This window comes from Kaistella carnis, assembly GCF_003860585.1.
GTDB lineage: Bacteria > Bacteroidota > Bacteroidia > Flavobacteriales > Weeksellaceae > Kaistella > Kaistella carnis.
The window spans coordinates 1,780,607-1,803,005 of record NZ_CP034159.1; the positions used below are offsets into that span (position 1 = coordinate 1,780,607).

22 protein-coding genes are annotated in these 22,399 nt (G+C 36.0%); 4 read left to right on the forward strand and 18 right to left on the reverse strand.

Going from position 1 to position 22,399, the window contains the following annotated elements; all coding sequences use genetic code 11:
- Window positions 1–2 precede the first annotated feature (2 nt).
- The 15 genes from EIB73_RS08215 to EIB73_RS08285 all read right to left on the reverse strand — a co-directional run bounded on the left by EIB73_RS08215 (window position 3) and on the right by EIB73_RS08285 (window position 17,356).
- Complete coding sequence (locus tag EIB73_RS08215) at window positions 3–923, reverse strand: TssN family type VI secretion system protein (protein WP_125024379.1); 921 nt, start codon at window positions 921–923, stop codon at window positions 3–5.
- Window positions 924–975: 52 nt separating this feature from the next.
- Window positions 976–1,920, reverse strand: a complete 945-nt coding sequence (locus EIB73_RS08220; RefSeq protein ID WP_125024380.1) for a type VI secretion system baseplate subunit TssG — start codon at window positions 1,918–1,920, stop codon at window positions 976–978.
- A 21-nt stretch (window positions 1,921–1,941) separates the two neighbouring features.
- A complete protein-coding gene (locus tag EIB73_RS08225) occupies window positions 1,942–3,822 on the reverse strand; it encodes a type VI secretion system baseplate subunit TssF (RefSeq protein WP_125024381.1) in 1,881 nt (626 codons plus the stop codon).
- 12 nt (window positions 3,823–3,834) lie between these two features.
- The gene (locus tag EIB73_RS08230; RefSeq protein ID WP_125024382.1) at window positions 3,835–4,275 is read right to left on the reverse strand and encodes a GPW/gp25 family protein; all 441 of its coding nucleotides are present in this window, start codon (window positions 4,273–4,275) and stop codon (window positions 3,835–3,837) included.
- Between the two features lie 83 nt (window positions 4,276–4,358).
- Window positions 4,359–5,240, reverse strand: coding sequence for a lytic transglycosylase domain-containing protein (locus EIB73_RS08235; protein WP_125024383.1), 882 nt, complete (start codon window positions 5,238–5,240; stop codon window positions 4,359–4,361).
- 49 nt (window positions 5,241–5,289) lie between these two features.
- Window positions 5,290–5,697, reverse strand: a complete 408-nt coding sequence (tssD, locus tag EIB73_RS08240) for a type VI secretion system tube protein TssD (RefSeq protein WP_125024384.1) — start codon at window positions 5,695–5,697, stop codon at window positions 5,290–5,292.
- 124 nt (window positions 5,698–5,821) lie between these two features.
- The gene (gene tssR / locus EIB73_RS15035; RefSeq protein WP_164467871.1) at window positions 5,822–8,188 is read right to left on the reverse strand and encodes a type VI secretion system protein TssR domain-containing protein; all 2,367 of its coding nucleotides are present in this window, start codon (window positions 8,186–8,188) and stop codon (window positions 5,822–5,824) included.
- Between the two features lie 25 nt (window positions 8,189–8,213).
- The gene (locus EIB73_RS08250) at window positions 8,214–9,131 is read right to left on the reverse strand and encodes a PKD domain-containing protein (protein ID WP_125024385.1); all 918 of its coding nucleotides are present in this window, start codon (window positions 9,129–9,131) and stop codon (window positions 8,214–8,216) included.
- A gap of 18 nt (window positions 9,132–9,149) precedes the next feature.
- Entirely contained in the window at window positions 9,150–9,677 is a 528-nt protein-coding gene (tssO, locus tag EIB73_RS08255; RefSeq protein WP_125024387.1) for a type VI secretion system TssO, read from the reverse strand.
- A gap of 9 nt (window positions 9,678–9,686) precedes the next feature.
- Complete coding sequence (gene tssO, locus EIB73_RS08260; RefSeq protein ID WP_125024389.1) at window positions 9,687–10,226, reverse strand: type VI secretion system TssO; 540 nt, start codon at window positions 10,224–10,226, stop codon at window positions 9,687–9,689.
- A gap of 14 nt (window positions 10,227–10,240) precedes the next feature.
- Window positions 10,241–10,912: a response regulator transcription factor gene (locus EIB73_RS08265; RefSeq protein ID WP_125024391.1), complete on the reverse strand. Its 672-nt coding sequence runs from the start codon at window positions 10,910–10,912 to the stop codon at window positions 10,241–10,243.
- A 522-nt stretch (window positions 10,913–11,434) separates the two neighbouring features.
- A complete protein-coding gene (locus EIB73_RS08270; RefSeq protein ID WP_228411218.1) occupies window positions 11,435–12,574 on the reverse strand; it encodes a serine hydrolase domain-containing protein in 1,140 nt (379 codons plus the stop codon).
- A gap of 143 nt (window positions 12,575–12,717) precedes the next feature.
- Window positions 12,718–13,116: a GlcG/HbpS family heme-binding protein gene (locus EIB73_RS08275; protein WP_125024393.1), complete on the reverse strand. Its 399-nt coding sequence runs from the start codon at window positions 13,114–13,116 to the stop codon at window positions 12,718–12,720.
- Between the two features lie 370 nt (window positions 13,117–13,486).
- Window positions 13,487–16,867, reverse strand: coding sequence for a methylmalonyl-CoA mutase family protein (locus EIB73_RS08280; RefSeq protein WP_125024395.1), 3,381 nt, complete (start codon window positions 16,865–16,867; stop codon window positions 13,487–13,489).
- 93 nt (window positions 16,868–16,960) lie between these two features.
- Window positions 16,961–17,356, reverse strand: a complete 396-nt coding sequence (locus tag EIB73_RS08285; protein WP_125024397.1) for a hypothetical protein — start codon at window positions 17,354–17,356, stop codon at window positions 16,961–16,963.
- A 148-nt stretch (window positions 17,357–17,504) separates the two neighbouring features.
- Between EIB73_RS08285 and EIB73_RS08290 the strand changes: the two genes are divergently transcribed.
- The 4 genes from EIB73_RS08290 (at window position 17,505) to rpsB (ending at window position 19,786) form a co-directional block, all read left to right on the forward strand.
- Entirely contained in the window at window positions 17,505–17,837 is a 333-nt protein-coding gene (locus EIB73_RS08290; RefSeq protein WP_125024399.1) for a hypothetical protein, read from the forward strand.
- Between the two features lie 162 nt (window positions 17,838–17,999).
- Window positions 18,000–18,455, forward strand: coding sequence for a 50S ribosomal protein L13 (gene rplM / locus EIB73_RS08295; RefSeq protein WP_125024401.1), 456 nt, complete (start codon window positions 18,000–18,002; stop codon window positions 18,453–18,455).
- A 5-nt stretch (window positions 18,456–18,460) separates the two neighbouring features.
- Window positions 18,461–18,847 carry a 30S ribosomal protein S9 gene (rpsI, locus tag EIB73_RS08300; RefSeq protein ID WP_125024403.1) on the forward strand — a complete coding sequence of 129 codons (387 nt, stop codon included), beginning with the start codon at window positions 18,461–18,463 and terminating at the stop codon, window positions 18,845–18,847.
- Between the two features lie 162 nt (window positions 18,848–19,009).
- Window positions 19,010–19,786, forward strand: a complete 777-nt coding sequence (gene rpsB / locus EIB73_RS08305) for a 30S ribosomal protein S2 (protein ID WP_125024405.1) — start codon at window positions 19,010–19,012, stop codon at window positions 19,784–19,786.
- A gap of 91 nt (window positions 19,787–19,877) precedes the next feature.
- Here the strand turns inward: rpsB and trmB are convergent, their stop codons facing one another.
- From trmB to EIB73_RS08320, 3 genes are all read right to left on the reverse strand, one after another.
- Window positions 19,878–20,555 carry a tRNA (guanosine(46)-N7)-methyltransferase TrmB gene (gene trmB, locus EIB73_RS08310; protein ID WP_125024407.1) on the reverse strand — a complete coding sequence of 226 codons (678 nt, stop codon included), beginning with the start codon at window positions 20,553–20,555 and terminating at the stop codon, window positions 19,878–19,880.
- Window positions 20,556–20,620: 65 nt separating this feature from the next.
- Entirely contained in the window at window positions 20,621–21,340 is a 720-nt protein-coding gene (locus tag EIB73_RS08315; protein ID WP_228411219.1) for a DUF6759 domain-containing protein, read from the reverse strand.
- A 211-nt stretch (window positions 21,341–21,551) separates the two neighbouring features.
- On the reverse strand, window positions 21,552–22,343 hold the full coding sequence (locus EIB73_RS08320) for a hypothetical protein (RefSeq protein ID WP_185144614.1): 792 nt from the start codon (window positions 22,341–22,343) through the stop codon (window positions 21,552–21,554).
- Window positions 22,344–22,399 lie beyond the last annotated feature (56 nt).

Below are 22,399 nucleotides of genomic sequence, written 5' to 3' on the forward strand. Positions count from 1 at the left end.
CCTTATTTTTGTTCGGTGATAATTAATTTTTCTTTATTGTCTTCTTCCTGATGATTGAGGACTCTTTTACAGATAATCACCTCATTCTCAGCAATTTTATTGGTAGCAATATCTTTCTCAAAATCGATATATTTCCGAGAACTGAAGAATGACTTTTTAATATAAAAGATCCAGTAATACGCACTGCTGTTCGAATCCATTAACTGAATTTTCGAATTCGGATTCTTATGGTTATAATCATCTACTACTCTGAAAAACCAGTCTCCATAGGTAATCCCGGTTGGCAATGTTTTGGCTTTGATTCTAAAACGCTGTTCATCTTCTGAATTCTTACTCAGTTCCACATTTAAAACCATCAGCCGGTCGAAATCGACACCACGGAAATCATAAGGTTTCAAGCTGGAATCATAACGCCATGTTTTATAAATATCCAAAGGAATACTGATAAAAGCAACATAACAGTAATAAAATAAAAGCGGAATCATAAAAGCCACCAAACTTGAGGCTGCCATATACGGATTTCCCTGATCCATGCTGATCCACTTAAATATTAAAGTGAAAAGATAGCCCCCGATCACCATGCAGGTAATGGTTAATATAATTTCGAAAATAATGCTTCGTGTATTGGAGATAAAATGCTTTCGGAAATAATGGTGAAGTAAATTAACATGCAAAATCCCCAATCCCAGGTACAAAACCTGTGCACCCATATACCAATAGGGATTAAAAAGATTTCCTGTAAATCCGAAAATACCGGGAATAGCCAAGCATAACCCACACAGCAGAACATATACGATGATGTGTTTTATTTTAATAGCCGGCTTATTCTTCCGAATCCGAACCATTATGAACATCATAATCGCCGCAAACAAAGGCATTAAAATATACCTGAAAAAAATACCTTTAATAGACGATATCTCCATACTCCGTTTTAAAATTTTTTATATAAAAGTAAATATAATGTTTTCCAACTAATTATAAAAAGGTAGAATAACCCAATCGATTACCCTCCGTTTTCGCATCTATTCTAAAGGATTTGGCGTCCTTTTCTGTAATAAAATTCTCAAATATTTTCACTGAAACTGGCACAAAAAAGTCATAAAGCTCAGTCAAAAGCTGTCTAAATGGATCCCCGGGAATATAATTATGTAATTCTTCGTAAGGAATTGTTCCAATATTAATCTGCCAGTTTCGGTCACCATCCATATGTTTTCCCATCGGGATCAAAGTCATTCCAAGCCTTGCGTTCCCCAACGCAGTAATTCCGTCTTTATCATCCTGCGCTTCAATATGATTGGGAATAAAAGTAATATTTACCGGCACTCTTAAAAACGCACTCAAAAAACGTTCAATCCAGGTTTTATTCCCCCGCACTTCATGAATGAATGGCAGCAAATTAATTAAAACTTTTGCCGAATCAATATTAATTTTTTGTAAAATGGGCCACAGTTCAATCGCAAATTCCAGGAGGGAATCTGTTTTACTTTCTGCATCAAATTCAGATTCTTTTAGTAATGCGCTGACGTGCGTATAGAAAAACTCCAGTTCAAAAGGTTGAAAAAACTTTCTGGCCTCTTCTTCTACCAGTTTTTGTTTTCGCATTTCCTTTACAACACTATCTACATTTTTACTCGAAATCCCTAAGGAAGGTGGGTGAAAAATCCCTTCAGGCATATAGTCGTAAATCCCTTCACGATAAGTTTCTATAATGATGTTTTCTTCATCTAAATCGTAAAAAGAGGAAGTGATTCCTTTAATATCTTTTAAATAAGCCCGGTCATTCAGGCCAATTCTTTTAATTAAAATATTAGCCTCCGGATTATAATATTTCAGGATATTTGCCGCCACAGCTTCTACCCGAAAGTCGGTCTGCAGCTGATTATATCTTTTCCCGGAAATTGAAATATCGGTATTCTCCATATTCTTAATTATTATACGATCTTATACTTTAACTGCCGTATCTTCCGTTATTTTCACCCGATAAATTACCCCATCGATCGCCCTGATTTTAATATTATTTGCGAGAACAGAAGCCAGATTATCCCAATATGATTTTCCGTAAAAGGCATAACTCTGCGGGATAATGTTCACATCTACCGTTTTCACAAAACCTTCTTTCGGCTTATCACTAATTATGGTACCGCGCGTCACTTTTATTGATTTTAAATCATCTTTCATCATCATTTGGCAATACGCTTTTATATCTTCCACAGAAACTATTTTATCCCGAGTCATCAAAGCATATCGGTAAGCCTGAATACTGTTAGCTCCTTTTTGCTCCAAATCTCCGCCACTCGTTTCGGTAAGTAAAGTGATCTTTTTTGTTTTTTCCTGAGAATTTAAAACCGTACTTGGTCTTACATTATTCGCTAAGGTACAGTGAGTTACCCAAAAGGAAGCGTAGCAGTGAACCATATTATCAATCGGTTCAATGATGACATAGTTTACATCTTGCACCAGTGATTTATCCGCATTTTCTACTTTTTTGATCATGCCTTTCATCTTGTCAGACATTTCACTCAGAACATCTTTTACTTTGTCGCGGTTAAAAACGGAGAATGCAGCAACCTCATCACGCGTAAGTTCAAGCACGTGAATCATTAAATCAACTGCATTTCTTTTACTGAATCTTTCCATACCGCCTTTTCTTACGGTATAAAGTCCCTTGCTTAAACTGTCGTTTGGGGTAAACGGAATTTCGTCATACTTTTTTCCGTGTCCGTCAATCACCTCCTGAACATAAAGGAAATATTCACCTTCTCCCGTTTCCAGCGGAATATTGTTACCCATAATATCGAGCACATACTCTGTCTTTTTCCAGGCTCTATTATAAATCGGGAAAGCATTTAAGGCAAAAGAAAAATTATCTAAAATCTGCTCTGTAAACTGGGGTGGAAATTCGAAAGTCAACCAGACAAATCGATGATCCCTGATCAACTGCTCTACTTGCGGAGTACTATCGCGCAGATGTTGCAGTTCAAAAGGAAAAATTCCTTTTTCAAGAATAAGTTCATCATTAATTCCTTCGACCTCAATAAACTTGTGATCATAAATTTTCTTGATGTCTTCGGTAATTTTGTAGCGAATCGACTGCTCCCGAAATACTTCTTCAAAACCTGAATACGTATTCTGATCTTCGTATTTTCTTCCTGGATTAATCTGTAGAGGCTTTCCGTTGCTGGTCACTTTTACGTGAGGTAAAAGACGATACACATAATCGATATGTTCGAAAGCCAGATTGGCACAATATAAACTAAAGGTATCCGGAAGTTTGCCGCCGGTGTAGTGAGAAACATCAATTCCGATCGTGATTCTGCGATAATCTTCAATGCGGTTACTCACTCTGCAAATCGGAGTTCTGTTTAAACTTTCATCAAAGGTGTAGCAGGTATTTCCCACAATCATCGTAGAAACCTGCGCATTGATGACTTTAATATTTTCTACAGGCGTAAAGGCGACGTCAATTTGTTTATCAGACTGGGATTTGATGTAAGAATTTATACTTTTTTTGAAGAAGAATTCATCATAATTCATCAATGTTTCTACGGGATCTTCGGGTCTGTAAAAAGCAATGGCGTGCGCCGGCGCGGGATGCGTATATTTTGTTGGCGTGAGCATTTTCGCCAGTCGTTCCAACAATCGGCTGTTAACATTTTGAATTTCATTATTTGCTTTAAAAACCTCCGTACTGAAAGCATCGATAAGAAGTTTAACAAAAGGATCCAGCGACTGTACACTTTTTACGCCCCACAATTTGGTCGCGTTTTGAAGCATTCTGGCCTTTATCGTTTCTTTGGAATATATATTCTGATCTAAATTCATCTTTTATCAACTTTAGTCAATAGACATTGGACTTAAAAAAAGTTCGGTAACGAAGTTATACTGCTCGCCTGTCGCTTCTAATTTCGCATTGATTGCTATTTTTACTTTCTTTTTAATTTCTGTAAAATCTCTGGTATCGTAGTTATGTTCTACGAATATAATGTGAGCTTTAATTTGTGGGGAGACAATTCTGGGTTCATAATCGGCGATCTGCCTTTTCAAGCTTTTGATAAATATATTTTCCCATACTGAAGAAGAAACACCATTATCGAATTCGAGGTTCCAAACGTCATTTCCATATTGATCATCATAGCGGTTCTCCCCTTTTTTGGTGATAATGAGCAACATGATATTTTGCGCAATACTTTCTGCAATATCGCAGGTTTCTATGGCGCCGTTCTCTTTCATTAAAGAAGAAGGATTAAAGGGAAGAATATAATTTGAACTTTCCATAATTGCAGCAATCGTATGAATAATAAAACTCGATTAAATTACGAAAATTTAATCGAGTAACTAGTTAAAATTAAGGACTTTTTTTACTTTAATAAAGAAAGTCGTAGGATCTTATTTTTATTGGCTTCAAAAATTCCCATTTCATCCGCGGGCAAATAAAAAAGTACCTCGGATTTTTGTTTTAATCTGTTTACAATATCAGGATTCCATTTATTAATATCGCTTAAAGTGACATTTAAAAAATCTGTAATCACCTCTAAATCATACCCTGAATTGATTTCGGTTTTCAATAAAGATGGATCTTTTGATTCGCCTGGTAGCAAATTGATTGCAGGCTTTCGGGCTTTCACAACTTTAGTTTTCATTGTCGTACGGTTTGAGCGTGAACCGCGCAACAGATCATCCAATTCTCCCGTCACATAACAGGCATTAATATATTTTTTGATGGAATTAATGGTTTCATTAGGAAGATACATATAGTAATCCTCGTAGTTTTTCGAACCTGCTTTGGTCATTGCTTTTGCAATATTCCCCTCGCCGCAGTTATAAGCAGCCAGAACGGTGATCCAATTTTTATATTTATTATAAAGCCGGGTCAAAGAATTTGCAGCGGCCTGCGTACTTCGGTAAACATCTGCGCGGTCTTCCGGACTCAATCCGTGATCAACAGCATGATCAGGCATAATCTGCCAAATCCCGACCGCACCTGCATGGGAAACACTGCCATTATCAAACCCTGATTCTAAAAGCGAAAGGTTTCGTAAATGTCGGGGCAATCCACGACTCACCAAAGTATATTCTATATAGTTTACAATTTCGCGATTCGAATTAATTGCACTTCGAATCCTCTTTGCATGTGCCTCCGAAGTATCGGTTACGGTAAGTACCTGCGCATTTGCAGTATTGCTGCAAAAAAGAATGGTGGCAAAACTTACCAGTAAAATTTTGGTCAAAATCTGATTCATAATAATAAAAAAAAACCGCTACATAAGATATATAGCGGATTTGTTATTTTTAGTTGCCCGGCCAAATCCCTTCGTAAGCAGATCCACCGTAGTTGATTTTTTCTGCACTTACCAAGAACGTGATCAGCATATTGTTATCACTAAGCGCGTCGAAATTAACTTCGTGCTCAATAACATATCCGTTTTCCCAGTTTAAAGTGATCAAGGTTCCTTCTTCGTGGGATTTGTTGAAGGTTACTTCACCTGTGGTTGGTTTATATTTACCATTCAGTAAACTTTCTAAAATTCTGGAACTTTCGTTTGCCTCAACGGTAACTCTTACCAAAGCATTCGAAGGATCGGAAGCGACACGACCAGAAACATCTGTTGAGCGCTGTACTCCATAATTCAGTTTTAATACTTTTTGCGCTTCACCTCCATTGAACTTTAGCACTCCTCTTGAATTGTCTGCTGCCATAATTTCTAATTTTAAATTAATATTTTGGTTGATTTATAATATCAAAAGTAGTGGACCTAAAATGGTTAAGACCATAATTTTCTAAAACTTTGCAAATTGTAGTAGTTTTACTACTTTTCAAATATTATAGCACTGCACCATCTAAAATCGTTGGCATAAAATACTCGTTCAACCAGTAGAACGTTGTTCCATTCTGGTCAATTTTGATCTTAGGATTATTTTTATTTTCAAGAAGACGGTTCGACAACTGCTGATAATTTTTAAAATATTTCTGCACAACATCCTTGCTGATCAATTTCTTGTTTTTCCAGTCACTCAATATAAATTCTGACATGATCGATTCATCTGAATTGTCGAGTCCGGTACTTAATGCAACAGCATAAGCCATTGGTTTGCTGTATAATTTAGTAGTCGAAATTTCTTCGATGGTTGGATTGTACTTATTCACAATCTTTACAAATTTTGAGATCGCTCGATTTTGGTTGAAGTTTTTGTTATCTGGCTGCGTTTCTTTAAAAATCTCGGTATACATCTTTCGAAGGTTGTCGTATTCTGATTCAGAAATTAAAATTCCTTTGTGCACGCCTTCTGAGGATTTTCTTAAATCAACCGGAATATATCCGGAAGCAATCATAGGATAATCATAGGTGATCAATTCCGAAGATACAGGAACAGGAAGCGGACTTGGCGCTCCCGGAAATTTGAAGCTGTAACGACCATCTAAAATGGTTTTATTAGAACCGATCTCTGACTTAAAGTAAGAAGTTAAGGACTTTTTTGTAAAGACATTTTCATGCGTTACCTCTGCCAATAAAGTGTCTAAAGCTTTTATTAAATTAGAATTATCGTTGGCCTCCCTTCTTTTCGGATACAGTACAAATCCCTGCGTCATACTTTTTGCGGGATAGTCCAAGGAGTACACACCTTCATCCCCTTCCACAAGGTTAAAGTTATTTTTATTTTTAATAAGACTTTGATCTGCTACTTTTTCTTTGTTAAGATCCGCAATATTCTTTGAAGTCGAAGTGACCATATTTTCTGAGAGCAAAACGAAATTGTTATACATATCAGAAGCACCCGACTCGGTCTGGTAAGAAACAATTTTCGCCTTCGATGCTGAAATTAAACGTACTGCACTGGAAGCTGCCGCACCCGAATCGGAAGTAGAACCGATTAGAACAATAAGATTGGTCTCATCCGGAACGGTGTTCAGTAACTCTCCGGCCATCGTCAATGCTTCATTTACCGGCTGTCCGCCTGCTCTTTCACAATTCATTTCTGCCGTCTTCTCATCCATATAATTAAATATTCCGCTGGCATTGCTGGATAAAACCGAAGCGATCACATTGGAGCCACATGGATTATTTTTATACAACACCACGCTATATTTCACGCTTCTGTAGTACGGGAGCTGACTAACTTTAAGCTGAATATCCTGAATCAGAGATTTAGCAATGGAGGCATATGATCTGTTTTCAGCACTTATGTCGACCGTAAAAACAATATTCAGTTTGTGACTTCTGTTTGTGATTTCCTTGTAACGGTTAAATGGCAATTTTTCACCACTAACATTGAAGATATAGTTTTGGCTGTAATCAAATGCGTTTGTAAAATATTTCGTAGAATTTTTATTTAGCGAAATCGAAGTTGGAAAAATATTCTCTATCACACTTCGGTTCACCAATTCAGATAATGGAATGATCGGATTATCATTGGTATATTCCGGTAAAGTATTAAAGATTCCTAAGTTGGGTGAATTGCCATAGTCGAAATTGCTGTCGAGTTTAATGGCGGATCGTTCTCCCCAGGTTGAGATCATGTTCGCACTTACCCAGCCGTACATATTTTGATCAATACTGTCTAAATTGATTTTGGGTTTCTGACCAATTAAATAGCCTCTTTCATCCGCAGATTTTTTATAAACATACACCAACTGGCCCACCGGGATTTTCACTTTTGCCGTTTCTGAAAGACTTGGCGAAGTATAAACGATTGCCGAATCATTTTTCAGGTAAGCGCCTGCATTTCTAATGACGTCAATATTACTGGGAACTACTGCAGCTTTCATGGTAAAACCGGAAGTTCGATCACTCAAAGCATTGCTCCAAAGTAATAAATTATCTTCAGAGATCCAACCGTAAGATTTTACAGATTTCGACGGAATTTTTTTCAATAACGCATCGGGATTATATTCCGCTACTTTTACAAGACCGCGGGCTTTATTATGATCCAAAACCAACAAAGGCTCCAAAAACTTAATTTCTTTGGGCGATTCGTTCTTTTCTTTCTTTAAAAATGCCGTGTTTTTCTCCCGATCCGAATACACCACCCACGGCGAAGGATTTTTAGAAAAACCATTAATGACCATGGTTTGCTCTATGTTGCCATAATAATTTGGTTTTGGCGTTTTAACCGAGGGAACCCTTACTGCACAAGCCGTAAGCACAAAGCCGGCTCCTAATAAAGATATGGTAGAAATTGTATTTTTCATAGTACGAATTTGAGCGTTTACAGATCTATTTACTTTGGGTAATTTCCAGTTTAATCACACAGGCTTTCTGGTTATCATAAGTTGCCTTCACCTCTTGTATGATGTTATTTTTATCAAACTGTAACCCGGTCAAATAATAATAGAAATTTTTTACTTTCTCCTCATTCACCGTAACAGCCACATTATCATTATTACACATGTAAGACCGCAACAAATAATTATAGTTTGAATTAAAGTTATTGCCATACGCGATTTGCTGAATGACTCTTTTCAGATCATCATCAATATCACTTTCTACATCAACTTCTGTTGTTGAAATATCCTGCTCTATTACTTCGATAGGATTATAAGCTGGCAAAACACTGATTTGATGCGTCACCGGTTCGGCATCATCTGTAAAAAGAGTGACAATATAATTACCCGGTTTTTTATAGGAATAGATTGCCATTTTATCTCGGGAGTCAATATCTCCTGTTTCTCCAAATTTCCAGTTAAAAGTTTTTGAGGTTGAAGAAACTGCCCGGAAAATAACATTCTGTAATTGCATAGATTGCGAAGGTCCCTCAATACTTGCAGTATTTTCTGTGAAAAGTGGTTGTGCTGTGATGCTGTTTGAAACCAGCACGGGAAATGTCTTAGTATATTTATTATCAATGGTCAGCTTTACCTCATAGAAACCAGGTTTAGAATAAAAATGAACCCCTTTATTTCTTTCAGAAGTTTTACCATCGCCAAAATCCCACTTCTTTGTTTTGGCATTATTCGTTTTGTCTTCGAATTTCAGGGAGTCACCCACTGTTAAATTTGCGGGAAATGCTACGGCTACGATATCATCTGGATTCACAGATTTTCTCTGCAGCCAAATCGCGATCAACGATGCAACAAGCAAGGTAGAGACCACGGCGATAATGATGTTTTTCTTGTTTTTCTGAAAGTAGTTCATTATTTCAAATATTTAATTCTAATTTCTAGCACCCATAATCTGCGCATTTTTACGCTGGTTGATTTGTTGTTGCATGTCTTTCATACCGATGGTACAGTCTTCAAACTGTTTTGTAAATCGTTTTACATTTTCGTTTTTCTTCACCATCACCTTTTTGTCATCGTAATACATTTTGTAAAATTTGGCAATAAGGTTGTAATTATTCTTTCTGGAATCGGTGATGGCAAGATCGGAAAAGGCATCATTAATATCATTGATATCATAACGCAATTCGTTTTCTTCTACCGGCTGTGGTTTTTCGCTGGAGAGTCTTTTTAGTTTAATAAAGGTGCTGTCAACTTTTGGCTGAATGGCTTTTTGTCGCGTATCAAAAATCGATTTCTGCTGTAATGTTTTGATGGCAATACTGTCTGAATCCCCGAAAGGAGAGCTCAGTTTACTTAAAAAGATAATACCTAAAAAAACAACGCCTAATAAAAGCATCGCGAGAAGGTAAATGAAATAATATCTTTTCTCCTTTTTTGATAAAGTAATTTTTAACTGCATATTTATCGTTTATCTTCTTCTGGGAGTTGGGAGTCTTCTGGGTCTTGGGACGCTGTTCATCAAATTTTCTGTAGCAGAGTTTAAGCGATTTTGGCATTCTAGTAAATTACGGCTCGCCACCTGCTCATCTGCAGTAACTGAAATCAGATCATTTTTCATGATGATCATTTCGCTCATGTTCTTGATGAGGGTCGCATACTGTTTAAATTCTTTGATGCTGTCTGCACCCATAATATTTTTACAATCCCTAATTTCTTCAATAATATTATCACGCAAGAAAACTTCATTCTGCACTTTGTCAGATGCCAGTTGTGTCATTCGGGAATAAATATTCTCCATCTTCGTTTGCAGCAATTCATTTTTACTCTGAAGCATTTTGTAGTTGCTCACTTCCTTCTCCACTGCTTTCTGCTGCAGTTCACTGCTTTTAAAAAACAGAAATACGGCTAAAAAAGTAACGCCGGTAAGCATAACGAAGGAGAAGATAAATCCCCAAATCCCCATATTTACTGCCTTCTTATTTAATTTTTCTTGTCCTGAAGAAATCATAATATATAATTGCTTTACATGCTTGTGTTATAAAAACCGGTCTCTACACAAAAACGAACCAGATCCAACTTACTTTTTAATCCCAATTTTTCGGTCAGTCTTTTTATGTAAGTATCTACTGTTCTGGGGCTGAGGTTCATGTGGTCTCCAATATCCTTATTGCTAAATCCTTCGTAACAGAGTTTAATCATCTGAATCTCTATAACCGATAAATCCTGCTGACTTTTCTTTTGTCTGTCCAAATAATTCTGAACAGCCTGCATCTGCTGCGACCACTCTTTCCGATACTCCTCGAAATCTACATTATCAGAAAGGATACTGTTCTTTAAAATATCTTTAATGATAATACTGTTCTTTTGGCAGTAATAGGTGTTTGGAATTTCAGACAGGATCTCATCCATATCACTTTGATAAGTGCCGGAGTAGGTTAAGATCGGGGTATGGGTATTTGATTTGCGGATGAACTTAATCGCTTCTAATCCGCTGAGAATTGGCATATATAAATCAATAAGAAAAACATCTTCTTGTTTCCAATAGATTCTGTTGATTAATTCGTGTCCGTTATTACAATCATTAACTACTCTATAAAAAGGATTCTCAAGAAGCATCTTAAGCAAAAACTGCTTAAAATAAAAGTCGTTATCAGCTATCGAAAAACGGATTACTCCGGTAGATTTTCTCTCCATAAAGTACGATTTTTGTTATGCTTTACATATGTTAATTTGAATTGTAATCTACCGTAAAACAATCCTCATCATTAGATGAATTTTGTTTTACTTGTAAAATATTTTATAAATATAGTATTATTTAACTAAACTGAAAAAATAATTATGTTAACAATTTCACCATAATTCAATTTAGTTATTGATTGCGAAAATGCTATGCTATACTACTCATTAATAGGTATTAAAGAAAATAAATGACAAATGAAAAAATTTCTAAGTGCTTTATATATTAACAAACATTGAATAAATTCCGCAGAAACTCTGAAAAATGACCTAAATTTTCAATTCATTTTTTAGCACTTAAAAGTCAATTTGTACAACGTCTGTTTAATTTCTTAAAAGATATTTATACACTATACAATAAAAAAGCTGAAGCTGAGTACCATTGAATTATAAAATTAAACAATCTCAAAGACTTTGGAAATATTTAAAATAAATCCGACACCACTCAGTATCGAATCCTTCCTTTATAAAACAAAGCCCTTATTTTTCCAGATCAGACTTTATCATTTCTTTACGCAAATCAATAACTGTATTTTGAATAGCATCTGTAATGCGCTTAATCTCTTTATGTGGATTGAAGACGGCATTTTTACCCTTCATCTCATCTGCAATATTCGACAGAATGATCGCGGAAGTCTGACTTTCCGGATAGTAAATTAAGAGCGAGGGAGCGCCTTTCACATAACCGGTATGAAAATACGCATTCGGCTTACCGATATTCATCATGATCCCAAAACCATAATCCATTTTCCCTAAAATCTGATGATTTCTCTCTGAACTTTTTGCTGAAAATTTATTTAATGTTTCAGGCTTTAAAATTTTACCGTTATAAAGCGCCGTGTTCCAACGATGTAAATCATTTACAGTAGACAATATTCCACCTGCCGGAACACTGATCGATGCCTCCGCGAGACGTTTCGGCATATTTTGAACTTTTTGCGCATTATCTGCATTTCCGGTATGTGCTCCGGCTAAATTGCTCCCTTTAAAACTTGTAGCAGTAGATGAATTGATCATTCCGGCTTTTGCAAAAAGTACTGTAACATTTTCATCGTAGGACTTCCCCGACACTTTTTCGATAATTTGTCCTAAAAGCCGAAATCCTTTATTGGAATAATGAAACTCCTTTCCCGGTTCTGAAAGTAAACCATCACCAAAATCACTAATACCTGAAGTATGATTCAACAATTCTTTAATGGTAATATTCTTAAATTGATTGCCCTGAAAAGCGGTTAAATATTGAGAGACTTGATCATTGGTATTCAGTTTTCCCTGTTCTTCCTGCAAAAGCACCAAAACAGCGGTAAATTGTTTACTTAAAGATGCAATGGCAAAAACAGAACTGGTGTCAAGTTTTTTCTGTGTTTCAAAGTTTTCAAAACCATTATGTTTCTCGTAAAGGATCTCATCGCTTTTTATAACTGCCACCGAACCATTAAAATGATATCTTGAAAATACAGAGTCGATCTGCTCCGTCAATAATTTCTTTTGAAATTGTGAAATAGTACTGTCGATAATGGAATTTCGGGAAGCTGTTTCTTCAGCCCTCTTTTCTGCTTCCGATTTGCAGGAAAACGTCAGCATTAGACTCAATAAGAAAAAAATCGATTTAAAATTCATAGATAATATTCATTTTTTTCAAATATAAAGAATGAAAAATAAATGGATTTTTACGAGGTAAATTATCCCTTATTTGATGATTAATTTTAAATAAAAAATTCCCCCAAGCAAATGAGAGAATGTAAATTAGGTTTTATTTTTTTTTAAAGCGCTTTTGCTCCAGCTTCAGCAACGGCGTGATCATTTTCTACAGAACTTCCGCTCACTCCGATGGCACCAATAATTTCGCCTTCCCTGTTTTTCACTAAAACACCGCCCGGGAAAGTAATTAAACCACCGTTCGAATGTTCAATATTATAAAGTGATCCACCGGGTTGAGAAAGCTTACCAATTTCTCCGGAATTCATGTCGAAGAATCTTGCTGTTTTTGCTTTTTTAATCGAGATATCTAAAGATCCTAACCAAGCTCCGTCCATTCTTGCGAAGGCAACTAAATTTGCACCACCATCAACAACGGCGATATTCATCTTGCAGTCAATCGCTCTTGCTTTTTCCTGTGCTGCTGAAATTAATTTCTCAGCTTGTGATAAAGTAATATTCATATAAAATGTTTTATTTTTAAAGATAGGCTTTTTAATAAGGATAAAAAAACTTTGCAGTTTGATGGTTTTTTTGATTGGTTTTTACTTCGAAATTTATTGATTGCAAGTACAACCTTTGCAGGTACAATTGGTACACGTGCAATTTTTACAGCTTCCTGTTTTGCAACCTTCGCAATTACAGGTACACTTATTATTTTCCATAATTCTATTTAATTAAAGGTTTATAATAATAAAGATAAAAATTGATTTCGAGAAAACCGTTGTAATTATGTGATTTAACAAACATTAACAGTGTTAAAAATAAAAAAAACCGTGGCAAGGTTTAGAGCCTTGACACGGTTTGGTCAATATTAGGACTGAAATTATCTCATTACATATTCCTTCTGTACATTCCACCGACTTCAAACAAAGCATTGGTGATTTGTCCCAGTGAACAGTATTTCACGGCTTCCATCATTTTTTCAAATAAATTTTCCTGGTTGATGGCGGCAAGTTGTAAGTCTTTCAATATTTCATCACTTTTATCAGCATGAGATTTCTGGAAATTTTCCAAATTCTGAATCTGTAGTTGCTTCTCTTCTTCGGTCGAACGAATTACTTCGCGTGGTAAAACCGTTGGAGAACCATCTTTGCCCAAGAAAGTATTAACGCCGATAATTGGATATTCTCCTGTATGTTTCAGCATTTCGTAATGCATACTTTCTTCCTGAATTTTTGAGCGTTGGTACATCGTTTCCATTGCACCAAGAACGCCTCCTCTTTCAGTGATTCTATCAAATTCAGTATAAACCGCTTCTTCCACCAATTCTGTTAATTCTTCAATAATGAAAGAACCTTGCAGTGGATTTTCGTTCTTCGCTAAACCTAATTCTTTATTAATGATAAGCTGAATAGCCATCGCTCTTCTTACTGAATCTTCAGTAGGAGTGGTAATTGCTTCATCATACGCATTGGTATGCAACGAGTTACAGTTATCATAAATCGCATATAAAGCCTGCAAAGTTGTTCTGATATCATTAAAATCAATCTCCTGTGCGTGCAAAGATCGTCCTGAAGTTTGAATATGGTATTTCAACATTTGCGATCTTTCGTTCGCATTATACTTAAACTTCATGGCTTTTGCCCAGATTCTTCTTGCAACACGGCCAATTACAGCGTATTCGGGATCGATTCCATTAGAAAAGAAGAATGATAAATTTGGTGCGAAATCATTGATATCCATTCCGCGGCTCAAGTAATATTCCACATAAGTGAAGCCATTTGCCAAAGTAAAAGCTAACTGTGTAATCGGATTTGCGCCGGCTTCTGCAATGTGATAACCGGAAATCGAAACTGAATAAAAGTTTCTTACTTTTTGGTCAATGAAATACTGCTGCACGTCGCCCATTAATCTTAAGGCAAATTCAGTGGAGAAAATACAGGTATTTTGTGCTTGATCTTCTTTTAAAATATCAGCCTGAACAGTTCCGCGCACGGTTGTAATGGTTTCTGCTTTAATTTTATTATACGTTTCTGCATCAATCACTTCATCACCGGTAAGCCCTAATAATTTTAAGCCTAAACCGTTGTTTCCTTTTGGAAGTTCGCCTTCATAACTTGGTCTTTTCAAACCTTTGTCATCGAACTTCGCTTTCAATTTTGCTTCAACAGCATCCCAAAGATTATTCTCTGTTAAATATTTCTCTACATTCTGATCAATCGCCGCATTCATGAAAAACGCGAGCAACATTGGTGCAGGTCCATTAATGGTCATTGAAACCGAAGTCATGGCATTCACCAGATCAAAACCGGAATACAATTTTTTCGCATCATCTAAAGTCGCAATAGAAACTCCGGCATTCCCGATTTTACCATAAATATCGGGTGGCAGAGCGGGATCTTGTCCATATAAAGTCACGGAATCAAATGCAGTTGACAAACGTTTTGCATCCATATCTGCGGATACATAATGAAATCTTCTGTTTGTTCTTTCCGGTCCACCTTCACCTGCAAACATTCTTGTTGGATCTTCACCAGTTCTTTTAAAAGGAAATAAACCGGCGGTATACGGAAACTGTCCGGGAACATTTTCCTGCCCTTTCCAGCGTATCAAATCTCCCCAATCTTGAAATTTTGGCAAAGAAATTTTGGAAATTTTTAAATGTGAAAGAGATTCATATTTGGTTTCTACCTTAATTTCTTTTCCACGAACGAAATAGGAGAAAGAATCTTGATTCATTTCTTCTTTAAAGTTTTTCCAACCTTTCAAGAACGCCATATTCTCTTCAGAAAGTTCTTTTTTCGTTTTAAGGAAAACTTTTTCCAATTTATCAGTGGTGTGCTGATCATCAGTAATGAGAACTTTTGCACCTTCTAAAAGATACATTCTCTTCGCGATAAGCGCCTGATGCTCTACTTCTTTATCATAAGCGCGATTGCTTTCTACAATTTCAGAAAGATAACGAACGCGTTTCGGAGGAATCACCGTGGTATCATCAGAAACATTTTGCTCTACAAACTCTTCAAACTGCGCTGCATTTTCACCAAATTTCGAACCTAAAGTTTCATTAACTTTATTAATTAAAGCATTGTATAATTCTGTGGTTCCGTAATCGTTGAACTGACTTGCTTTCGTGGAAAACACGGGCATTTCTTCCAACGTTTTATCAAAAGCGGTGTGATTTCTCTGATACGTTTTTCGAACGGCTTGAAGTGCATCTAATGCTCCGCGTTTGTCTGATTTATTTAAAGCAATTAAATCTGCATAATCCAGCATATCGATTTTTTCCAGTTGTGTAGATGCACCATATTCAGGCGTCATCACATACATTGAAACATCTGCGATATCTGTAATTTCAGAACCAGACTGACCAATTCCGGAAGTTTCCAAAATGATGACATCAGGTTTTGCTAATTTTAAAATATTTAAGGCAGAATGAATATATGGAGAAACGGAAACATTATTTTCACGAGTCGCCATCGAACGCATATAAACACGCGGATCATTAATAGAGTTCATTCGGATTCTGTCGCCTAAAAGTGCTCCTCCTGTTTTCTTTTTGGAAGGATCCACGGAAACAATCGCAATTTTCTGATCAGGATTTGAACGTAAAAAACGACGAACTAACTCATCCGTTAAGGAAGATTTCCCTGCTCCACCAGTTCCGGTGATTCCGATAATCGGAATTTTCGAATCTTTTGCCTTTTCATCAATGGCTTTTACCAATTCCGGTTTTTCATCGGAGAAGTTTTCTACGGCTGAAATTACTTCTGCGATTGATTTAGAATCTTCAAATTTAATTTTATCTAAATCTGAAACTTCAATATGTTCTCCGGTTGCGAAGTCGGATCTTTGAACCAAATCATTAATCATTCCCTGCAAGCCCATTTCACGGCCATCATCAGGAGAATAAATGCGGTCAATTCCGTATTCCATTAACTCTCTGATCTCTTCGGGAAGAATTACACCGCCGCCACCACCAAAGATCTTGATTTGAGGTGCACCTTTCTGACGAAGAAGATCGTAGATATATTTAAAGTATTCATTATGACCGCCCTGATAAGAAGTTAAAGCGATTGCATTTGCATCTTCCTGAATAGCGCAGTCAACAACCTCTTCCGCAGATTTATCGTGACCGAGATGTATAACTTCGGCACCTGTGGCCTGAATCATTCTTCTCATAATATTAATAGCAGCGTCGTGTCCATCAAACAAAGAAGCGGCTGTAACGACTCTTACTTTATTTTTTGGAGTATATTTTTCTTGATTCATAATATTGTTTCGATTGTCCCCAAAGATAGGAATTTTAGAAATTTTGGAAAAAGAAAAGCCTTTGCGATTTCTTAAAAGGTTTTCTTCTAAAAGTTATTGTTTTTTCAGAATCCACGTACCAGAATTACCTTCGTCAATTTTCCAGGTGCCAGAATAGGTATTTTGTGGACTGCTGATGACATTGCCTAAAATGGTAAATCCAGAAGTGCGGGATTTCACTTGATTAAAAGAAGCGCCAATCATACCTCCTTCAAATGTCTCGTTGACCGCATTAAGTGTTGACATTCTTTTGACTTCAACAAAATCTTTTGCGGATATTTCGATACGAAGCGTTCCCTGATCCGATCCTGAATAGGTACCAATATATACTCCTTTATAAGGTGAGCTATAATTTTCTTCTGCTTTTCGCTCCCAATAATTGTCTACAATTTGTTGGCAAGAGAAGAGGGAAAATAATGCGAACAGGATAATGAATTTGTAGATTCTCATATTATTTTTCTACAAATATATATTTTAATCGGAATGTCTACAATATATATAAAGCAATCAGAGGTTTGCGGACCTAACTATTAAACCACCGAATTGATAAGGTTTGGCTAAAAATTAAAATTGGTATTTTTGCGCAAATTAATTTCAAATGCAGAAGACGTTTCTTTATTTATTCGCCGGAACCGGAATCAGTTTTTTATTGAACTACTTTCTATTGGGAAGTCAGGGCTGGGAACTGGATTTGTATTACGGATTTGCTTTTGGTTTGGCTTGGGCGACTGCCTACTTTCTAGATGATGAAAAATTTTCGCTACCTGAGAAATTAATTTATTCGTTTCTCGCGATGGCAATTTTAATTCTTTTAGGTCTGCTTTTATTTACTTTCGAATTGGCAGTTCCATCCATCATCAAATTCTCTATGGTTTTTGTGGCGTACTATGTTCTTGCCAGTTTTAAAAGGACAAAATCTTTAAGAAGGTAAGAGGATTTTAAAATACTGGAAGAGACTTTAAATAGGATTTGAAAGATTTCAGAAAAAATCATTGTGAATAAACTTTCTTATTTTATTTCGAGATAGAAAAATAATTCATACCTTTGCACACCCGTTTTGGGGAAAATTATGTTTAATCGTAAACGATAAATTGTGAATACATTAAGTTACAAAACCGTTTCAGCTAACAAAGCTACTGCAAATAAAGAATGGGTTGTGGTAGACGCTGAAGGACAACCGTTAGGAAGACTAGCTTCTAAGGTTGCAAAGATTTTGAGAGGTAAGCACAAAACGAATTTTACACCTCACGCAGATTGCGGAGACAATGTAATCGTTTTGAATGCTGGGAAAATTACACTTTCCGGAAACAAGTGGGCTGACAAGACTTACATTTGGCACACTGGTTATCCAGGTGGTCAAAAGTCGATGACTGCACTTGAACTTCAAAAGAAAGATTCTTTAAAAGTATTGGAAAAATCTGTAAAAGGAATGCTTCCAAAAAACAAATTAGGATCTGTATTGTTTAAGAACCTTTATTTATATGAAGGAACTGAACACAAACATGAAGCTCAGCAGCCAAAAGAAATTAATATTAACGAATTCAAATAATTAATATGTCAATAGTTCATAAAATCGGAAGAAGAAAAACTTCTGTTGCAAGAGTTTACGTGAGACCAGGTTCTGGTGTGATCACGATAAACAAAAAGGATTCTAAGGAATACTTTGGAACTGACGTTTTAGTTTACAAGGTGAATCAACCATTTTTATTAACAGAAACAGCAGGTCAGTATGACGTGACTGTGAATGTTTTCGGTGGTGGTATTACTGGTCAGGCTGAAGCTATCAGATTAGCAATTTCCAGAGCACTTTGCGAAATCAACGAAGAAAACCGTTTGCTTCTTAAGCCACACGGATTGCTTACAAGAGACGCAAGAATGGTTGAAAGAAAAAAACCAGGTCAGAAAAAAGCAAGAAAGAAATTCCAATTCTCGAAACGTTAATCTGTATACAGAAAACGACTGGAGAACAAGTTGGAGATTTTTTATCTCGTATTTATTATCTAATCAAAAATGCCCCGTTAGTTTAGCACCCAAACATTTCTCCCATCTAAAGAAATTGTTGATTGCATAAAGCGGCACGTAAACTAAAAACAAAAAAGAGACATGGCAAAAGCAAATGTTAAAGACCTTTTAGAGGCAGGAGTACACTTTGGTCACATGACCAGAAAGTGGAATCCAAATATGGCTCCATACATTTTTATGGAGAAGAATGGTATTCACATCATCGACCTACATAAAACAGCAGTAAAATTAGACGAAGCTTGTTCAGCTTTAGAAAAAATTACTTCTGCAGGTAAAAAAGTTCTTTTCGTAGCGACTAAAAAGCAAGCGAAAGAAGTGGTTGCAAAATACGCTTCAGAACTTAATATGCCTTATATTACTGAAAGATGGCCAGGAGGAATGTTAACAAACTTTGTTACCATTCGTAAAGCCGTTAAAAAAATGAACCACATTGATAAAATGAAGAAAGATGGAACTTTCGAAACTTTATCTAAAAAAGAAAGACTTCAAGTTGATCGTCAAAGAGCAAACTTAGAGAAAAACTTAGGTTCAATTTCTGACATGGTTCGTCTTCCATCAGCACTTTTTGTTGTTGATATTATGAAAGAGCACATCGCAATTACGGAGGCTAAAAAATTGGGTATCCCAATTTTCGCAATCGTAGATACGAATTCAGATCCAAGAAAAGTAGAATATGTAATTCCTGGAAATGATGATGCATCTAAATCTATTGATATGATCCTGAGCATCGTTTCAGCTTCAATCAAAGACGGATTGTCTCAAAGAAAAGCAGAAAAAGAAAAATCTAAAGAAGAAGGAGAAAAAGTTTCAGCTGATGCTGATGCAGATTTTACTTCTGAAGCTCCAGCAGCAGAATAAGATTTTATATTCAAATTAAAAAAGGTTCAGAATTTATTTTCTGAACCTTTTTTTTATGTCTTATTTTTAAAAATAGATCAATAATTATCGTCTATTTTATTTTGAATTTAATATACGTGATGGTTTTGCCTTTTGCTTCAAATAATCCTTCATAATAAGTTTTAATTTCACGCAATAAAGGAGTTCCGGGATCAAATTCCGGTGCACCATAGATATCGTGGTTCGCAAACATAATCTCATGTCCTAATCCCTGAAGCAGACCTAAAGTATAGCCATGCAAAAATTCGGAGTCGGTTTTTAAATGCATTACGCCATCTTTCTTTAGAATTTTTTTATACCGCTCCAGAAAATCAGGATGGGTCATTCTGTGTTTTGTACGTCTGTATTTTATTTGAGGATCCGGGAAGGTAATCCAGATCTCATCAACCTCATCTGTTGCGAAAAAATGATCGATCAATTCAATCTGTGTACGCAGGAAGGCCACATTACTTAAGTTGTTTGCAAGCGCGTCTTTGGCACCATACCAAAAACGAGCTCCTTTAATGTCAACCCCAATAAAGTTTTTCTCCGGAAAGGCTTTACCTAATCCTACGGAATATTCTCCTTTTCCGCAACCTAACTCCAGAACGATGGGATTATCATTTTTAAAAAATTCTTCCCGCCACTTCCCTTTCAGGTGAAAATCTGCCAAAGCTTCTTCTCTGGTCGGCTGAAAAACATTTGATAGCGTACGGTTTTCGGCAAATCTTGCCATTTTATTTTTACCCATAGATTGGTCGGAGCGAATTTTTATTTAAAATAAATTTTTTGAGGAATCAAAATTAAGTTTTAATCTTACTGTCCAGGATTATTTAGAGAAACCATAATGGGCTTCTGAAGTGTTTTCTGGGAAGCGTATTCCGCGCCACAAACTTTACTGGAAAAGAGATAACTGCCTTTTTGTACCACGATGGCACTTTCTTCCTTTGAAGGAACTGCCAGTCTGTAACGTGTGTTTCCAACGCCCTCAATTCTCATAATCATATTGCAGTCTGATTTATTTTCAATCATCACAATGCTTTCCTTGCCATTCGGATCATTATCAAATAAGGAATTAAGGATCTGAACGGTCTTATTTTTATGCTCCATTGGGGAAACAGACATTAGCATCAAAAACTCCTCCTGCTCATCAGTATCTAAAAGTGCCGAAGCCGTCGTTTTAACTGTACTTGAAAGGGTAGCAGAATTTTGCGCCACAGCGCCTTGTTGCCCTATATTTTGACTTTTTGCCTCCAGTTCTTCTTTGTACTTTGCTATTTGTTTTTGCTTAATGATCTCACCCATTTCCTCAAAACTTATTTTTGTGGAAGGCTTACTTCTGAGTAAGGCAAGTTTTTCCTGAAAATCAACCACACGCTGATCAGCAGGATGCGCAGTTTTTATATACTCTTTAAGCAACTTAATTAATCGTGGTTTTAGAATGATTCTTTTGGGATCGTCGGGATGTGCATTTTTTAGATACGCATCAATTTCATAAATATTGGTACTGCGCATAATCAACGAATAATCTTTCATTTTTTTCTGAGCAGACAGGTTCACGAATGAGCTCGAAATAAAACACAAGAACAAAAGATTTTTTAGTAATTTCATAAAAAAATAGTAAATATTGACTTAAAAAATTTAAGAATTAATTAATGTAAAGTTCGATAAGACCAATTAATCTTCGGAAAAAAACCGAAGCGCCAAAGATAAAAAATAATTTATAAAGGAAATAAATAAGAAGCGATTACTTTAGCTCGTCTAACAGATGTGAATTCCTTAAACGGCGCTGGTAAATTGGTAAATACTTCTCTATGTAAACTCCAATTGCTTCATAATTATTGCTCTGCACAAAAGGATAAAGATCATCTGAGCTGTAAACAAACTGTAGAAAATTGTCTATCAGATTTTTAGGTATTTTAAGTGTGGTGAAATATTCTTCTCCAAAATAGTTTTTAATATTAGAAACTGAAACGCTCATTTTTTCATATTGCTGCGCCCGTTCCTGCTTTTTACGTTCTCCTGATAAAATATTATAAATACTTTCTAAACTGAAAGTCAAACCCCCTCCACTTAATCCAGCTACAGGAAGTTGAGGTGGAAGACCATTTCCTTTTGGAGAAGGAAGCCCGATCATTTTCTGGAGTGCTAAATTTTTCTCCCCATTTTTAAGAGAACTTACATCTTTCCGCAGGTTGCCCGTTGGTTTAAATTTACTGATGACCACTTCCTGAATGTCATAATAAGCAATCTTCAGCTCTACAAAATTGTTTGGATTCTGGAGTTGCTCCGCTGTCACCTTAACATCCGTTCGATCGGTCACAATTGAGGTAAAACGGATCACATCTCCAGGTTTTGCGGGGATTTTAAAGGTGCCGAAATGATCGGTATAAACCGTTCTATGAGAAGTAATATTGGTTACATATACCTGATTAAGATAATAAACCGATTTATCTCTTATTATAATTTCTCCCGAAAAAAATTGGGCTTGAGCGTTACTTAAAATCAGTAAAGCAAAGAGTAGTAATAACTTCTTCATACAGAGGGCAAAATAAATGATTTTTTTTCAAACAACACCTTTTTAGATGGTAAATA

What these genes read in the sequence shown, in the direction of transcription:
- rpsB (WP_125024405.1), top strand. Translation starts at nt 19,010, where the DNA reads ATGGCAAAAGCAAATGTTAAAGACCTTTTAGAGGCAGGAGTACACTTT.
- EIB73_RS08230 (WP_125024382.1), bottom strand. Translation starts at nt 4,275, where the DNA reads ATGGAAAGTTCAAATTATATTCTTCCCTTTAATCCTTCTTCTTTAATG.
- tssO (WP_125024387.1), bottom strand. Translation starts at nt 9,677, where the DNA reads ATGCAGTTAAAAATTACTTTATCAAAAAAGGAGAAAAGATATTATTTC.
- EIB73_RS08320 (WP_185144614.1), bottom strand. Translation starts at nt 22,343, where the DNA reads ATGAAGAAGTTATTACTACTCTTTGCTTTACTGATTTTAAGTAACGCT.
- EIB73_RS08220 (WP_125024380.1), bottom strand. Translation starts at nt 1,920, where the DNA reads ATGGAGAATACCGATATTTCAATTTCCGGGAAAAGATATAATCAGCTG.
- EIB73_RS08315 (WP_228411219.1), bottom strand. Translation starts at nt 21,340, where the DNA reads ATGAAAGATTATTCGTTGATTATGCGCAGTACCAATATTTATGAAATT.
- EIB73_RS08285 (WP_125024397.1), bottom strand. Translation starts at nt 17,356, where the DNA reads ATGAGAATCTACAAATTCATTATCCTGTTCGCATTATTTTCCCTCTTC.
- tssR (WP_164467871.1), bottom strand. Translation starts at nt 8,188, where the DNA reads ATGAAAAATACAATTTCTACCATATCTTTATTAGGAGCCGGCTTTGTG.
- EIB73_RS08250 (WP_125024385.1), bottom strand. Translation starts at nt 9,131, where the DNA reads ATGAACTACTTTCAGAAAAACAAGAAAAACATCATTATCGCCGTGGTC.
- tssD (WP_125024384.1), bottom strand. Translation starts at nt 5,697, where the DNA reads ATGGCAGCAGACAATTCAAGAGGAGTGCTAAAGTTCAATGGAGGTGAA.
- rpsI (WP_125024403.1), top strand. Translation starts at nt 18,461, where the DNA reads ATGTCAATAGTTCATAAAATCGGAAGAAGAAAAACTTCTGTTGCAAGA.
- trmB (WP_125024407.1), bottom strand. Translation starts at nt 20,555, where the DNA reads ATGGGTAAAAATAAAATGGCAAGATTTGCCGAAAACCGTACGCTATCA.
- EIB73_RS08275 (WP_125024393.1), bottom strand. Translation starts at nt 13,116, where the DNA reads ATGAATATTACTTTATCACAAGCTGAGAAATTAATTTCAGCAGCACAG.
- EIB73_RS08235 (WP_125024383.1), bottom strand. Translation starts at nt 5,240, where the DNA reads ATGAATCAGATTTTGACCAAAATTTTACTGGTAAGTTTTGCCACCATT.
- EIB73_RS08265 (WP_125024391.1), bottom strand. Translation starts at nt 10,912, where the DNA reads ATGGAGAGAAAATCTACCGGAGTAATCCGTTTTTCGATAGCTGATAAC.
- EIB73_RS08280 (WP_125024395.1), bottom strand. Translation starts at nt 16,867, where the DNA reads ATGAATCAAGAAAAATATACTCCAAAAAATAAAGTAAGAGTCGTTACA.
- tssO (WP_125024389.1), bottom strand. Translation starts at nt 10,226, where the DNA reads ATGATTTCTTCAGGACAAGAAAAATTAAATAAGAAGGCAGTAAATATG.
- EIB73_RS08215 (WP_125024379.1), bottom strand. Translation starts at nt 923, where the DNA reads ATGGAGATATCGTCTATTAAAGGTATTTTTTTCAGGTATATTTTAATG.
- EIB73_RS08270 (WP_228411218.1), bottom strand. Translation starts at nt 12,574, where the DNA reads ATGAATTTTAAATCGATTTTTTTCTTATTGAGTCTAATGCTGACGTTT.
- EIB73_RS08225 (WP_125024381.1), bottom strand. Translation starts at nt 3,822, where the DNA reads ATGAATTTAGATCAGAATATATATTCCAAAGAAACGATAAAGGCCAGA.
- EIB73_RS08290 (WP_125024399.1), top strand. Translation starts at nt 17,505, where the DNA reads ATGCAGAAGACGTTTCTTTATTTATTCGCCGGAACCGGAATCAGTTTT.